Annotated in this window: 13 protein-coding genes; 7 read left to right on the plus strand and 6 right to left on the minus strand. The window is 40.4% G+C overall.

Features of this window, described 5'->3' with window-relative positions; all coding sequences use genetic code 11:
- Positions 1-29 precede the first annotated feature (29 nt).
- The gene (locus tag ACX3PU_RS07650) at positions 30-2366 is read right to left on the minus strand and encodes an ATP-dependent helicase (protein ID WP_459084388.1); all 2337 of its coding nucleotides are present in this window, start codon (positions 2364-2366) and stop codon (positions 30-32) included.
- Between the two features lie 342 nt (positions 2367-2708).
- Here ACX3PU_RS07650 and ACX3PU_RS07655 point away from each other — a divergent pair, with 342 nt between their 5' ends.
- The 3 genes from ACX3PU_RS07655 (at position 2709) to secG (ending at position 6629) form a co-directional block, all read left to right on the plus strand.
- The gene (locus ACX3PU_RS07655) at positions 2709-3992 is read left to right on the plus strand and encodes a M16 family metallopeptidase (RefSeq protein ID WP_459084390.1); all 1284 of its coding nucleotides are present in this window, start codon (positions 2709-2711) and stop codon (positions 3990-3992) included.
- Positions 3993-4011: 19 nt separating this feature from the next.
- The gene (locus ACX3PU_RS07660) at positions 4012-6057 is read left to right on the plus strand and encodes a M16 family metallopeptidase (protein ID WP_459084391.1); all 2046 of its coding nucleotides are present in this window, start codon (positions 4012-4014) and stop codon (positions 6055-6057) included.
- Between the two features lie 230 nt (positions 6058-6287).
- On the plus strand, positions 6288-6629 hold the full coding sequence (gene secG, locus ACX3PU_RS07665; RefSeq protein ID WP_459084393.1) for a preprotein translocase subunit SecG: 342 nt from the start codon (positions 6288-6290) through the stop codon (positions 6627-6629).
- 101 nt (positions 6630-6730) lie between these two features.
- On the opposite strand, the gene recR is transcribed toward secG, so the two are convergent.
- Complete coding sequence (gene recR, locus ACX3PU_RS07670; RefSeq protein WP_459084394.1) at positions 6731-7342, minus strand: recombination mediator RecR; 612 nt, start codon at positions 7340-7342, stop codon at positions 6731-6733.
- Positions 7343-7530: 188 nt separating this feature from the next.
- Here recR and ACX3PU_RS07675 point away from each other — a divergent pair, with 188 nt between their 5' ends.
- Positions 7531-7950 (plus strand): hypothetical protein, encoded by a 420-nt coding sequence (locus ACX3PU_RS07675; RefSeq protein ID WP_459084395.1) that lies wholly within the window; start codon positions 7531-7533, stop codon positions 7948-7950.
- A gap of 84 nt (positions 7951-8034) precedes the next feature.
- On the plus strand, positions 8035-9477 hold the full coding sequence (locus ACX3PU_RS07680; RefSeq protein WP_459084396.1) for an aminoacyl-histidine dipeptidase: 1443 nt from the start codon (positions 8035-8037) through the stop codon (positions 9475-9477).
- A gap of 129 nt (positions 9478-9606) precedes the next feature.
- Here the strand turns inward: ACX3PU_RS07680 and ACX3PU_RS07685 are convergent, their stop codons facing one another.
- Together ACX3PU_RS07685 and ACX3PU_RS07690 are read right to left on the minus strand one after the other, a co-directional pair.
- Positions 9607-9939 (minus strand): 2Fe-2S iron-sulfur cluster-binding protein, encoded by a 333-nt coding sequence (locus ACX3PU_RS07685; RefSeq protein ID WP_459084397.1) that lies wholly within the window; start codon positions 9937-9939, stop codon positions 9607-9609.
- Positions 9940-9956: 17 nt separating this feature from the next.
- Positions 9957-11012, minus strand: coding sequence for an NAD(P)/FAD-dependent oxidoreductase (locus ACX3PU_RS07690; protein ID WP_459084398.1), 1056 nt, complete (start codon positions 11010-11012; stop codon positions 9957-9959).
- Positions 11013-11167: 155 nt separating this feature from the next.
- On the opposite strand from ACX3PU_RS07690, the gene ACX3PU_RS07695 reads away from it, so the two are divergent.
- Complete coding sequence (locus ACX3PU_RS07695; protein ID WP_459084399.1) at positions 11168-11935, plus strand: DUF3108 domain-containing protein; 768 nt, start codon at positions 11168-11170, stop codon at positions 11933-11935.
- A gap of 69 nt (positions 11936-12004) precedes the next feature.
- The gene (locus tag ACX3PU_RS07700) at positions 12005-14467 is read left to right on the plus strand and encodes a DUF5916 domain-containing protein (RefSeq protein ID WP_459084400.1); all 2463 of its coding nucleotides are present in this window, start codon (positions 12005-12007) and stop codon (positions 14465-14467) included.
- Between the two features lie 275 nt (positions 14468-14742).
- Here ACX3PU_RS07700 and ACX3PU_RS07705 read toward each other — a convergent pair whose 3' ends face one another.
- Together ACX3PU_RS07705 and ACX3PU_RS07710 are read right to left on the minus strand one after the other, a co-directional pair.
- Positions 14743-15138 (minus strand): DUF3997 domain-containing protein, encoded by a 396-nt coding sequence (locus ACX3PU_RS07705; protein ID WP_459084401.1) that lies wholly within the window; start codon positions 15136-15138, stop codon positions 14743-14745.
- A gap of 23 nt (positions 15139-15161) precedes the next feature.
- Positions 15162-15905, minus strand: coding sequence for an RHS repeat-associated core domain-containing protein (locus tag ACX3PU_RS07710; RefSeq protein WP_459084410.1), 744 nt, complete (start codon positions 15903-15905; stop codon positions 15162-15164).
- Positions 15906-15920: the final 15 nt, after the last annotated feature.

Consider the following 15920-nt stretch of genomic DNA (forward strand, 5'->3'; position numbering starts at 1 on the left):
AGTCTCCTGCCAACCCTTGGGAGCCACAATTAAAGTTTAATTAGTTTGGCAAATTTTAAAATTAGGTTTTTCTCTCCCTCGTTTTGAAATTTCACCTTAGCTTTGATATTGCTCGGATCGCTTCCGTCCAAAAAGAGGACCTCCCCCAGCCCAAAACGTTCATGGCGTACTTTGTCTCCAACCTCAATATCTTGATCGCTCGTTCCACTCGGACCGTTTATTCTAGCGCTGGTCACTGGTTTTAAATTCTTTGATAGTTTCGATTCTTCCAATTCCTGCGTTTTTCGAAGGGCTTTTTTAGGCTCCAATTTTCGAAAAGTTCGAGGCTCTCCTACTTGGTCATCGAAGAGTGAACTTTTGAGCCCTGCATGATTCACAAAGCGACTCTCCATTGCAGGATTGATAAATTCCATATAATTCGTATTCACTTCACTTAAAAACCGCGAAGGCTCCGCATCCGTAATCTTTCCCCATTGGAATCTTGATATCGCATACGTCAAAAAGACTCTCTTCTCCGCTCTAGTTAGGGCCACATAGAAAAGCCTTCTTTCTTCCTCAAGCTCTTCTCGCGTCGAAGAACTCATAAAACTAGGAAATAGATTTTCTTCAAGACCTACCAAATGGACAATTGGAAACTCTAGCCCTTTGGATAAGTGGATGGTCATTAGTGACACTTTGTTAGGATCGTCGTCCTTCTCCTTGTCCGCATCGGTGGAGAGCGCAATGGACCCTAGAAAGTTGCTAAGGCTTGGATCACCATCCTCAATTTGTTGTTGCTCGTCTATGAATCCGCGCATGGAATTTAGGAGCTCTTGGACATTCTCTACCCTTGAGATTCCTTCTGGAGTTTGGTCGTCTTTTAGGAATTTGATGAGCCCACTGCGCTTGGCTACTTCCATCGCAACTTGGTAGACATCCTCCGACTTCAATAGGACTTTAAAAGCCTGAATCATACTCCAGAAATCCGCTAGTTTTCTAAGGACCCCATTGTTTAACCCTAAACTGGGAGCATACATAGGCAGGTCCGCTAAGACCGCGGACAGACTTAGGTTTCTTGAATCTGCAAAAACGAGCAGTTTGTTCTGCGTCGTTTCTCCAATACCCCTGGTAGGATAATTTACAATTCGGCTGAAGGCCTCGTTATCGTTTTCATTGACAAGCAGGCGTAGATATGCCAATAGGTCTTTTACTTCTCTTCTTTGATAGAAAGAAAGGCCTCCGTACACTCGGTACGGAATGTTTTTCTTTCTGAGTGCATCTTCAAATGCTCTTGTCTGAGAATTGGTCCTATAAAGAATGGCAAAATCACTAAAGTTCTTTTGCTCTGAATTGTGGAGTTGCCAAATGTTTCCCGCTACGAATCCAGCTTCGTCCGCATCGGAAAGCGCCCGGTACACTTTTATTTTCTCACCAATTTCATTGTCACTGAAAACATTCTTTTTGAACTGTTGGGTATTTTTAGCAATAACATCGTTCGCTGCGTCGACAATGTTTTGAGTAGAACGGTAATTTTGCTCCAGTGCCACAGTCACCGCATCCGGGTAATCTTTCTTAAAATTCAAGATATTATAGATGTTCGCACCTCGAAAGGAATAGATACTTTGCGCATCGTCTCCAACGACGCAAATGTTTTCAAATTTGGAAGCAAGAGCCTTCACAATTAAATACTGAGAATGGTTGGTATCTTGGTACTCGTCTACTAAAATATAGCGGAACCGATCTTGGTATTTAGCAAGAACTTCAGGAAAACGAGTAAGAAGTTCATTTGTTCTTAACAGCAAATCATCAAAATCCATGGCTCCATTCCGGTAGCATGTGTCTACGTATCTTTTGTAAATCGCACCCATGGATTTCATATTGGCCTTTTCATCCGCCTCAATAAGCTCCGGATTGTTAAAATAAGCCTTTACGGTGATTAAATTATTCTTATAATTAGAAATTCGACTCAGAACTTTTTTCGGTTTGTAAAGATCCTGGTCAATAGAGAGTTCTTTCAAAACTTTTTTAAGCACATTCAAAGAATCCTGCGCATCGTAAATGGTAAAATTAGACGGAAATCCTAGCAGCATCGCTTCGCTCCTTAAAATCCTTGCAAAAACAGAGTGAAAAGTTCCCATCCACAACGACTTGGCGTCACTTTGACCCACCACTTTTGCGATCCTCTCCTTCATTTCCTTGGCTGCTTTGTTGGTAAAGGTCAGAGCCAAAATATGGAAAGGACTTACCCCTTGGGTAATGAGATGCGCAATGCGCATTGTAAGCACCCGGGTTTTACCAGAACCCGCTCCGGCAAGCACCATAAGAGGTCCTTTTGTAGTAATAACTGCTTCGTGTTGGGCTTCGTTTAATCCTTTGAGGTAATCCATTATGCTGAGTGAAAAATATTAGAATTTACAAAGTTAAGGAAATATTTTCTCGCTTTATTGACAAAACAATTTCTGTTTTCCCAGGAATCGAAAACGACTGATAAACGATTCCCCAACAAAATTTTAATCGAGGGGAAAGTCACGTGCAAAACAAGCGGATCTTGCCTTCATAAAAATAAGAACAAAACAGAAAAAAGAGAATTTCAAAACCGAAGATTTTGTAAGAATAATAAAAATGCACTGAAATCCCCTTTGGGAATCGCATATTTTTTTATCTTTATAAACGACCAAAATGTAACATTTGATATAAAAAAACCACCTATATACTACAAAATTCATACTATGAACAAAAAACTTCTTTCTGCTGCGGCCATTTTAGACAACGGTCTTCACGTGATTCTTCACCAGGACAATACGGCACCCGTCGTAACGACCTCGGTAATGTACCACGTAGGCTCGAAAGATGAGCAAGCGGGGAAAACAGGGTTCGCCCATTTCTTCGAACATTTATTATTTGAGGGAACTCATAACATCGATCGTGGGGAATGGTTTAAAATTGTTTCCGCTCATGGAGGCTCAAACAATGCAAATACAACCACAGACCGTACGTACTATTATGAAACCTTCCCATCCAATAACCTTGAGTTAGGACTTTGGATGGAATCAGACCGTTTGTTACAGCCCATTATCAACCAAGTGGGTGTAGACACGCAAAAAGAAGTAGTACAAGAAGAAAAAAGACAAAGGCTAGACAATCAACCTTACGGCCGTTTTAGTTACGGTGAGGCTTTGTCTCCCCATATTTTTGACAAGCACCCGTACCGTTGGAGCGTCATTGGATCTTTTGAAGATTTGAGCAGTGCGAAATTAGAAGACTTCAAACATTTTAGCAAAACGTTTTACATCCCTAACAATGCCGTTCTTGTCGTGGCTGGAGATTTCAAAACGCCAGAAGCTAAGAAAATGATTCAACAGTATTTCGGAAACATTCCAAAAGGAGCTCCGTTAACCAAAAGCTTTCCGAAAGAAACGCCTATCACCCAAGAGCGTCGCGTAACGGAATACGATAGCAACATTCAGATTCCTTTACTTGCCATCAACTATAGAACGCCAGACAACAAGTCGAAAGATGCCGTTGCATTAGACATGCTATCTACCTACTTGTCAGGAGGAAAAAGTTCTGTTTTGTATAAAAAATATGTAGACCAGAAAAAAGAAGCGTTGCAAATCTTCGCCTTTAACCGTCAAATGGAAGATTATGGAATCTATACCATTGGCGTGCTTCCACAAGGAGCAGTACCTCTAGAGAAATTAGAAGCGGACATCCAGCAAGACATTGAGAAAGTGCAAACGGACCTTATTTCAGAGTCTGACTACCAAAAACTACTTAACACGGTAGAAAATGGTTTTGTGTCTCAGCGTTCTGGCGTAGAAAACATCGCACATCAACTTGCAGACGCTTACATGCTTCAAGGCGATACGAACAAAATTAATACGCAACTGAAAACCTACCAATCGGTCTCAAGAGAAGACATTAGAGAGGTCGCTAAAAAATACCTAGGCAAAAACCAACGTGTCATCGTGAATTACTTACCGGAATCCACGAAAGACAAAAAAACCAACTAATTATTAACAGAGAATTTCTATGAGAACAAAAATAATATCCCTTGCCCTGGCGTTGGTCGCTGTGTCGTTTAGCGCACAAATCGACAGACCGATGCCAAAACCAGGACCCGCTCCTGTGGTAAACCTCGGAAAGTCGAATGAGTTCAAATTAAAGAATGGACTTACGGTCATTGTCGTTGAGAACAATAAACTTCCTCGAATTAGCACCACGCTAAGCATCGACAACAAACCCTTTGCTTTAGGTGCGAAGAAAGGAGTGGACGGTCTTCTAGGGGAAATGCTAGGAACCGGAACCCAAAGTCTTTCTAAAGACGAGTTCAACAATAAAATCGAACAATTAGGTGCACGTGTAAGCTATTGGAGCGAAGGCGCTAGCGCTTCTGCTTTAACCAAATATTTCAATGAAATCTTCGGTTATTTTGCAGACGGAGCTTTGAATCCGAACTTCTCGCAGGCTGAATTTGATGCAGTGAAAGCACGCTACATAGAAGGACTTAAAGCCGATGCGAAAAGTGTGGATGCAGCAGCCTCTCGTATGACTAGTGTTCTAACTTACGGAAAAACCCATCCTTTCGCTGAGTACGATACCGAAGAGAAAATCTCCGCAATCACCTTACAAGATGTAAAAGACTATTATAACAAATACTACAAACCAAACAACGCATACCTTGTATTTGTAGGAGACATTAATGAAAAAGATGCAAAAACTTTAGCAGAGAAACAGTTTTCTTCCTGGAAAGCGGGCAATCTTGCAATCCCAGCACTTCCTAGTGTCTCTTCTGTAACGAAAACGGAAGTAGATGTTGTGAACATGCCGAATGCCGTTCAATCGGTTATTTCAGTGGCCTACCCTGTGCAACTTACAAAGAAAGACCCAGACTATTATGCGGTTCAAGTGGCCTCTACCATCTTAGGGGGTGACTTCAATTCCAAACTGAACATGAATCTTCGCGAAGCTCACGGTTGGACGTACGGAGCAAGAGGTGGCGTTTCTGACTCGAGATATATCGGTCGTTTTATGACAAGTACAACGGTTCGAAATAACGTAACGGATTCGGCAGTGGTCGAAACGATCAAAGAAATCAAGGGCATGACTTTGAACAAAGTTGATCAAACAGAACTTGAAAATGTAAAGGCTAAATTCTTAGGCAACTTCGTGTTATCCCTTGAGCGTCCGCAAACCGTGGCAAGCCAAGCGTTAACCACAAAAACGAATGACTTAGACAAGAATTTCTATGCATCGTACATTCAAAACATTAACAAAGTGAGCGTGGATGACGTTCTTCGAGTAGCCAAGAAATACTTCAAACCTGAGCAGGCAAGAATTATAGTGACTGGAAAAGCAGAAGAAATCACTCCAAGTTTACGTAAGTTAGGATATCCAATTAATTTCTATGATTCTTACGGAAATACAATTGCAGATCCTGCGGCTGCTAAAAAGCAGGTCAACGTAACGACGGATGAAATCAAGGCAAAATACCTAGAATTTGTAGGCGGTGCCACAGCAGTTAGCAAAATAAAAACCATGGTTCAAGAAGGCAAAATGAGCATGATGAACATGGAAGGAGAATTCACGGGCAAATACGAGTTTCCAGACAAATCCCTTACTTTGATCAAAATCATGGGAATCGAAATCAAAAATGTCTTTGATGGAAATGCAGGATACGTTTCTCAAATGGGACAAAAAATTGATTTCACTCCAGAGCAAGTCAAAGGATTAAAAGGATACAATACCGTTTTCCCAGTACTTTCTCCTGCTTTTGCAAAAAGCAAAGTGGATGGACAAGTTAGCGAAGCGGGGGTAGATTTCTACAAAGTATCCAATACCGATGCAAAAAAAATCGAGTATTTCAATGTGAAAACCGGTGAACTTGCTAAAACGGAGCAGACTATTTCCACACCTCAGGGCGATATTCTTTCCACTACACTATACAAAGATTACAAGGCGTTCGACGGGATTAAAATTCCAACGACTCTTGAAACGCAGGCAGGTCCACAATCTTTTACAGTGGTTGTGACCAAAGTGGAAATGAATAAAAATGTAACCCCAGCGGATTTCAAATAAATCTCTAGGTATTCAGTCCCTAATAGGTCTAACCTTAATTCCCTGACCTAGGGAGAATACACAAGGTAAAGAACGAAAGCGAGCCGTCTCAAAATAAATTTTGAGACGGCTTTTTTCATCTGGCTGGCTCCAGGGTTTAAAAAGACCCCGCGATCCAAAGTTTTACGACTTATAGTTTTGGGAAATAGAACTAAATGAGTATATTTGCAACCTAATTTTTAAGACAACAGATGAGTACAATTTTTACATTATTCATGATCCTAATCATCATCGCATCGGTTTTACTGATCATCATTGTGATGGCACAAAACCCAAAAGGTGGAGGATTATCAGGAACATTCGGGGGTTCAGGAGCCGCTCAATTTGGGGTTCAAAGAACAAACGACTTCATGGAAAAAGCAACATGGACACTTGGGATTGTCATTGTAGCATTAATTGTACTAAGTGTAGTTCTGACTGCTAAACCTAGCCCTAAGGCCGTTCGTCAAGCCGTTCCTACACAAAGCACAGCGCCTGCAACCTCGGCGCCTGCACAAAGTACACCGGCAGCGACCCTACCTGCAACGAAATAAAGAGAGCTTACGTTAACCTCGAGCACGATCGGGGAAAACATTACAATAAAAAAATCGACCTTAATTTGAAATTAAGGTCGATTTTGCATTTGCAACTTCCCTTAATCCGACTCCCTGTAGGGTACACGGTTTTGAATGGAACGACCCAAAGAAATTTCATCTGCATATTCAAGCTCATCCCCTACCGAAATCCCTCTTGCAATGGAGGAAAATGCAACGGGATGCGACTTTAATTTTTTATATAGATAGTACGCAGTCGTATCTCCTTCCATCGTCGCACTCAAAGCGAAAATAAGTTCTCTTATGGTTCCGCTATTGAGTTTGGACTCTAAAGCCCCTATATTTAGTTGCGAGGGCCCGACCCCTTCCATCGGGGAAATCTTGCCTCCTAAAACTAAATATTTGCCCTTAAACTTGCCCGTGTTCTCAATGGCCATTACATCTCTTACGTCTTCCACCACGCATATTTGGGAAGAATCCCTACTCTCGCTTCGACACAAATCACATACCTCTTGGTCAGAAAAATTGTGGCATTCTTTGCAATACTTTATTTCAGTCACTAATTTTGCAATGGCCTCAGATAGCGCTAACGCTTGAGAATCATGCTGTTTTAGAAGATGAAGTGCAAGGCGAAGGGCAGACTTTTTCCCAATTCCAGGAAGCCCCGAAATCTCTTCTACTGCTTTTGATAAAACTTTACTCGGATACTCCATCGCGCAAAGATAAAATATTTGACTGAGCCTAAAGAAATTCCATATAGGAAACTAATGGATTTCCTCTTATCTTTGAATATCAAATAAAATCTATGCGGAGACTAAAAACCTATTTCGTTTTTTCCTTGATCCTAAGTGCTTTTCTTCTCTTTTCTTGCCAAAAGAAGGAGACCTCATCGAAAGCCGAAATGAAAACTAGTCCAACCCTTGCAAACTCATCCGTACAAAAAGCACTAGAAAAGGGCGAAAAACTCACTTTCAAATCCTTTGCTTTTCCACAACAAGTGGAGGGCTGTTCTTGCTATTTCGGGGCCACTCGCAAAGAGTTCATTAATCAAAACTACATTTATGTAGACGATTTTGAAAAGAGCGTTTTCTTGCAACTTGGCGACAACGGGATTCAAATTAAGTATGGAGACAAAAATGAGGTCACGGGAAACGACAGTCTTATACTTGAATCCAAAGGAAAAGATTTCAATCTCATACTAAAGGCTAAAAAAATTGATCAAGGAGAAGTGGAGACGGCTCTTTATCAAGGCAAAATGACACTTACGACAGAGGAAGGGATTATCATCGAATCTATGATTTACGGCGAATGTGGATGTTAAAATTTCCTTAACAAGCGTGAACTTAAGGCTGAGAAAATTTCAGTTGCGCAATTTAATCCTTAAATTTGAGCAAAATCAACTTTTATGAATTTAACCACAATAGAACCTAAGGTCATTTGGAAAAATTTTGAAAAGCTAAATAGCATTCCAAGACCTTCCAAAAAAGAAGAAAAAGTCATTGCCTTCATTCAAGAATTTGGTACGAGCCTAGGGCTTGATACAAAAGTAGATTCTGTAGGCAATGTGATTATACGAAAACCAGCCACCCCAGGCATGGAATCTCGAAAAACCATTGTGATGCAATCTCACTTAGATATGGTTTGTCAAAAAAACAACGACGTCAATTTCGACTTTGATACCATGGGTATTCAAATGGAAATTGACCAAGATTGGGTAAAAGCAAAGGGAACTACTCTAGGTGCAGACAATGGACTTGGAGTCGCAGCCATTATGTCCATCTTAGAATCTACCGAAATTCCGCATCCTGCTTTGGAAGCTTTATTCACAATTGATGAAGAAACTGGCATGACAGGTGCAATGGGTCTTCAACCGGGAGAATTAACTGGAGAAATCCTTCTCAATTTAGATACTGAAGAAGACGATGAAATTGACATCGGATGCGCTGGTGGCGTAGACGTAAGTGCGAGAGCCAACTACAGTCTTCAGGCCGCAAGCGGTATGGGTGTAAAAATCGAAATCAAAGGACTTAATGGGGGACATTCCGGCATGGACATCCACAAAGGATTAGGGAATGCGAATGTACTTCTTGCCCGTTTTCTCCATTTAGGATTAAAAGATCAAAACCTCGAACTTGTCTCCATCGACGGAGGAGGCCTTCGCAATGCGATTCCAAGAGAAGCCTCTGCGGTTGTAAGCGTACGCCACGCAGTAGAATTTATTGAAGCGTGTACCGTTCTAAAAGCAGAAATCCTGGATGAGTTCGCAAGCGTTGAAAAAGACCTAGTGATCCAAGTTGAAAACTTTTCAAGTGAAAAGAAATCAATTTCTGCGCAGGATTCTAAAAAAATAGTCCTAGCGCTAAGTTCTGCTCACAACGGAGTGTACCGTATGAGCCCGGATGTAGAAGATTTAGTAGAATCCTCTAACAACATAGCAAGAGTGGAACTTAAAGACGGAGACCTAAAAATCTTATGCCTATCTCGCTCTTCAGTAGAATCGAGTAAGACCAGTGTAGCCAATCAACTTGAAGCGGTCTTTACCTTAGCCGGAATGGAAGTGGAACTAAGCGGCGCTTATCCAGGTTGGAAGCCAAAACCTGGCTCTGAAATCGTGAAAATCATGGAAAAGATCTACGAAGAGAAATTCAAATCAAAACCGCAAGTAGTTGCCTGTCACGCAGGCCTAGAGTGCGGAATCATTGGAGCGAATTACCCCGAGATGGAAATGGTTAGTTTTGGACCTACCATCCGAGGAGCTCACTCGCCGGACGAGAAAGCAAGTATTTCTTCTACTCAAAAATTCTGGGATTTCTTAAAAGAAATTCTCAAAAACATTCCTGAGAAATAAAAAAGGAATAGCGCCTTTTGCGGCAAGCCTTTTAAGGGGAATACCGTGAATGCAAAAAAGAACCTATTTTAAACAAAGAGCCGTCCCCATAGAAATGGAGACGGCTCTTTGTTTGTTCTTGCTATTGGTTTACGGATAAGGTGCGAGAGCGACCTCTAATCCATCAAGTTCTGGCGTTAAAAAGATCTGGCAGCCTAAACGAGAGTTTTCTTTCACGTGGTAAGCCTCACCAAGCATGGCATCCTCTTCGTCTCCCATGTCTTCTAGTGAATCCTGACCTCCTAGTACATAGACTTGACAGGATGCGCACATAGCCATTCCGCCGCATACGCCAATGGTCCCTTCCTCCGCTAGCTCATAAGAGCGAATCGCTTCCATCAAATTCATGGACATATCGGTGGGTACCACCATTTCATGGCGCACACCTTCGCGGTCAATAAGATTTACGGTGATGTCTGACATTCTACAACTTGTTTAGATTAATCAATTTTCTTAACCACGGCTTTTTCCGCTTCCTTACGGCTTCCGTCAAACCCATCTACTCCACTTACCGTCGTGTACTTTAAAACGAATTTTTTTCCTGGGTTCATACGGTTATAAACACTTTGACACATAAGGGTAGCTTCGTGGAATCCACATAAGATCAGTTTCAACTTTCCTGGGTAGGTATTGATATCCCCTATGGCATATACGCCTTCAATATTGGTTTGGTAATCTAGAGAATTGTTTACTTTGATTGCATTCTTTTCAATCTCAAGTCCCCAATTGTTTAAATCCCCTAATTTCGGTGTTAGTCCGAAAAGTGGAATAAAGAAATCGGTTTCAATTTCAAGAGATTCCCCATTGGTTTCCACCGTAATGCTTTCTAAATGACTGCCACCTTTCAGTGACTTCACTTCAGCCGGTGTAATTAGGTTAATTCTACCTTGATCTTTAAGAATTTGAACTTTCTCTACTGAATCGAGTGCTCCTCTAAATTCATTTCTTCTATGAATTAACGTGACACTGCTTGCAATGTCAGCCAAAAAGATACTCCAATCTAAGGCAGAATCTCCACCTCCAGCGATCACTACTTTTTTTCCTCTAAAATGCTCTGGGTCCTTTACAAAGTATTCTATTCCGTTCTCTTCAAATTGGGCTAGGTTTTCTAAATGCTCAGGTTTACGAGGCTCAAAGGTACCTAAGCCTCCTGCAATAGCAACCGCTCTTGCGCGATGCACAGTTCCTTTGTTTGTCACCACTTCAAAGTAATCGTCATCAACTTTTTCAAGGCTTACGGCGGTTTCTCCTAAAGTAAAGCCCGGTTGAAACTGCTTGATCTGTTCCATCAAATTATCCACAAGCTCACCTGCATTAATGCTTGGAAATCCAGGGATGTCAAAAATGGGCTTCTTAGGATAAAGTTCAGAAAGCTGACCTCCAGGCTGAGGAAGCGCATCAATAATGTGGCATTTTATTTTAAGTAATCCTGCTTCGAACACGGCAAAAAGACCGGTAGGTCCAGCGCCGATTATAAGTAAGTCGGTCGTGATCATTGCTCTTTAAAATTTGGTTATTTAAACTTTGCGAAAGTACAAAAAAAATACGAAATTAGCCTCGCAAACGGCTAAGTACGAATTGACCTATTAGCTGATTTATATCACAATAGAAGCATTTTTAACAATGGCAAAGTATTTGCAAAACACATGCTATGAAGAAAATTTTCAGCCTATTCTTTCTCTCTTTCCTAGTCTTTGGGTATGGGCAGTTAGAAAACATTAAATCAGGCGAAATATTGCACTATAGAATTCATTACGGCGTTTTGAATGCGGGTACAGCGACCTTGTCTGCGCAAAAAACCACGTACGGGGGCTTGCCCCATCTCTATGTAAAAGGTATAGGACAGTCGACAGGTGCTGTAAGAGCCCTATTTAGAGTGAATGATTTGTACGAAAGTTATATCAATTTTAACACAGGACTTCCAAGCTTTTACATCCGGAATGTAAAAGAAGGGGGGTATTCGCAGCATCTAGAAGCAAAATTCAACCAGCGCAATCACAGCCTTGTACTCACGGACAAGAAAACGCCTTCTAATCCTCCAAGGAGAATTCAAACTGTAAAAGGAATACAAGACATGCTATCGGCCTTTTACCATTTGAGAGGACTGGATAGTCTAGAACTCAAACCTGGACGAACGATAAAAATGAACGTTTGGATTGACGACAATCTTTTTCCATTCCAACTTCGTGTTGACAAATACGAAACCATAAAAACAAAATTCGGATCCATTAGTGCCATTCGAATCACCCCTATGGTGTTGAGCGGACGCGTATTCAAGGCGAGAGAAGGTGTGACTATGTGGATTTCAAATGATCGCAACCATGTACCGCTTTTAGTCCAAGCGGAGCTAACGGTCGGCTCTCTGAAAGCAAGCATTGAAAATTATTCTAACGTGAAATATCCGTTGAAATTCAAGTAAAAAAAACGATCCTATTTTCGTTTTTTTTCAATTAATTCCCTTTTCGATGTAACAAAGTAAAGTCTTCTAGTGTCCTATAGTAAGATGGACCTTACGATGAAAGTATACTTTACACTTAGCTGTTTTTTATTTGCAATTGGCTTGGCCCAGGCGCAGCAAACCCCCACGGTTCAACCTCCAAAGGAGATTGTGACTGTACGTACCTCAAGCCCCATCCGAATTGATGGAGTCATGGACGAAGACGCATGGGCAAATGCGCCCATCGCAAATCAATTTATCGAAAGATCCCCAAACAAGGGCCAAAAAGAACTCCCAGAGCATGCCACGACGGTCAAAGTCCTATATGACGATACCGGAATCTATTTTGGAGTACAAATACTTCATCCTAATCCCGACGAAATAGCTCGCGAGCTAATGGAAAGGGATCAAATTGGAAATGATGATTTTTTCGCAATTACGTTGAATGGAAATAACGATAACCAGCAAAGTTTGCTATTTTTGGTACAAGCCTCAGGCGTCCAAGCCGATGCAAAGATCTTAATTAACGCAAACGATGACTACAGCTGGAATGCCATTTGGTACAGCGCCGTAAAACGCGACGACAAAGGCTGGAAAACGGAAATAAAAATTCCGTATTCTGAATTACGATTCCCAAAAGAACAAATTCAAAAATGGGGAATCAATTTCATCACCAACTTGCAAAAAAAGCAAATTCAATATACATGGAATTTTGTCGACAATGCGAAGGGTTCGTTTTTATTGTATGACGGGCTTCTAACAGGTATGGAAAACTTAAGTCCCCCTACGAGACTTTCCTTCACTCCCTATCTATCAAGCTATTTTACGAATTACAAGCAAAATAGCGATTTGAATGTGAATGGGGGTATGGATTTAAAATACGGTCTCAATGAAGCCTTCACATTAGATATGACCCTTATTCCCGACTTTGGCCAAGCTTCCTTTGACGAGGCTGTATTAAATTTAGGTCCGTTTGAACAACAATACGAGGAGAACCGCTCTTTCTTTATGGAAGGAACCGAACTCTTTGGAAAAGGGAACCTATTCTATTCCCGCAGAGTGGGAGGAAGTCCTACGGGGAGCCTAAATCTTCAACCCGGCGAAGAAGCGGGGGCCACAGCATCCAAAGTCAATTTATTTAATGCGATTAAGCTCTCGGGAAGGACTAAAAAAGGACTAGGCATCGGTGTTTTCAATGCAGTCACGGAAAAACTCACTACGAAAGTATCGAATGCTAGCACGGGGGAATCAAGAGAAGTTGTATTAGAACCTTGGAGTAATTACAACGTACTGGTTCTCGACCAACGATTTGGTGGAAACTCCTCTGTTACCCTAGTCAATACGAATGTAACACGAGATGGACATTTTCGGGATGCTAACGTAAGCGCCTTGCTTGCGGACATTTCGAACAAGGAAAACACTTACAATGTCTTTGGAAGTCTAAAACAAAGCATCGTGAATACAAACGGGTACCTTTACGGTACCGAGGCTTCCCTTGGAGCGGGTAAAACCGCTGGAGCACACCGCTATACTCTAGATGCGAAACTTAGAACCAAAAATTACTCTATCGACGATTTAGGGTATACAGGAGGTAATAATTTCGTGAATTATCACGGATATTATTCCTATCGATATTTAAATCCTAGAGGGAATCTAAACAATCTAAATTACCAGCTAAATGTAAACTACTCGAATCGATTAGAACCTTATCAATATAGAAGCTTTGACATTCATCAAACCTTAAGTGTAACTAATAAAAAATTTCAGAACATGGGGCTTGGTCTCCTTGTGACTCCCTTCGGTGAGAAGGATATGTATGAGCCGCGGATGTTTGGTAGACACTTGAATGTACCCATGATGGTGAATCCGTGGATTTTCTACAATTCTGATCAACGTAAAAAACTTAGCTATGGAGGTTATACCGAAATCTACACATACGACCAGCCAGGTAGGACCAGATATGTCACGGAACTTGATTTTCGATACCGTGTATCGGATCGCTTCTCGATAGAATATGGATTTAACACAGACATTCATCTTCGTGATATAGGTTTCGTCGAGATCAACAAAGGAGATATTATAATGGGGAGACGTGATGTGCATACCTTTGAAAACTCAATTGAATCACAATACATTTTTAACGAAAAAATGTCCTTAAATCTTTCATTTCGTCATTACCTGTCTACTGTTAATTACCTCGATTTCCATAGTTTAGCTCTGGATGGGAACTTAAATCCCACCTCTTATTTAACCAGTCAAGATGGATCTTATAATTTCTGGAATCTTGATTTGAGGTACAGCTGGTGGTTTGCGCCTGGCAGCCAGCTCACACTGCTATATCGTAACGCAGCAGACAGCTATCAAGCACAAGCAATTAACAATTTGAAACACAATTTGCAAAATGTATTTGATCAACCTATGCTCAATACCCTTTCCTTAAAAGTGACTTACTACCTCGATTACAATGCAGCAAAACGTATGTTGAAAGGCAGAAAAATAGATTCCTTTAAATAGCGTCAGCAAGGAAGAAGGTTTAGTCATTACATAATACCAGCTGAAAATTAACAGCACGAGGCAAGACTACAATATGGATGTTGACCAGATTATCAATTAGGGCGTTTCTATTCGAAAAGAAATTATATTTTCAATAAAAAAAATCGAACAAATAAGTATGATACGGGCATCCCTCGATAATGATACTATCCTTGCTCTTACTACTTATTTGATACCTCAAAAAACCAAAATGCCAAGCTAAATGTCTGGTGTTTATGATCTATTGTTTAAAAAATCTATATTTTTATTATAAGCTCTAATTCATCAGGTACACCCATTTTTTTACGTTGGTTCATAAATTCCGATAATGTAAATGGCCCCATTAGTGATTCTTGTTGTACATCGATAATCCAAAATTGTATCACATCTATATTTGCGATCTTTATTCCTGTAGCTTCTGTGTGAATACAGGGATCTGAAGGCTGTTGATAAACTAAAATAAAATCATTATTAAATGTATAAGATATAACACTACAAGGAATAAATTGTTTATTCTTGCCATATATAAAACTTTGATCTTTGCTTTCACTTATAAATTGGTAACCTCCCGGAAGTTTTTCAGCATAATCACTCGTCCCTCCTCCACACGATGCAAAAAGCATTGTAGATAATATTAACATTATAATTTTCATATTCTACAATATTAAATCTAAAATTACCATTTAATTTCTCCCGGTTTTAGTAATCCTGGGTTATCAGGTGTAAAAACTTCTCTATTAGGGCTTATCCTTCCTTTTCCATAGAAATGAATTCGATAACCAGTTCCATTACCTGATTTCCAATCACCTACTTTAGTTTCTATATTCCTGATTACATTTACCGCACTGTTCCAAGGTCTTATATCAAAATCATAGTCATCAAAATATCCTTTTACTTCATTATTTCCTAGATTTGTCAGTCCTATTGTTCCATAAACAAGACCATCTTTTCTATTTCCTCTGAATAATAAATTAAAGTACGTTATATCGTTGTTTTCAAATTGGTTTGGAGTAATAGAACCTAAATTTAACCGTCCTAAATCAGCAAAAAGTGGTTCTCCATTGCCATTTCTGTACCAATCATTAGCTTCATTTAAAGTTACGCTTCCATCATAATCTGGTCTGTCTTTTAGCCCGTTGAAATGTGAAAGCAAACTCGATTGAGTTTCGAAACTGCTTAAACCTTTCGCACCTAAACTATGACTAAGAGCATCTTCGTGGGACATACCTTGTGTAAAGTTTTCCTTATTCATTACGATAGCTTTACCTTGCAATCCTTTATGATCTGTACCTAAAAAGTTTCCGTACGTATCATAAATAGGATTGTCTAACATCCCTGTTGGATCTATTCTGTTGATAGGATTGTTGCTTACATAATGGTATGGTGTCTTGTTTGGTTGATTTTCCGTCAGCGGATCCACAACACTCCATCTTCC

Source organism: Chryseobacterium sp. A301 (assembly GCF_054489425.1).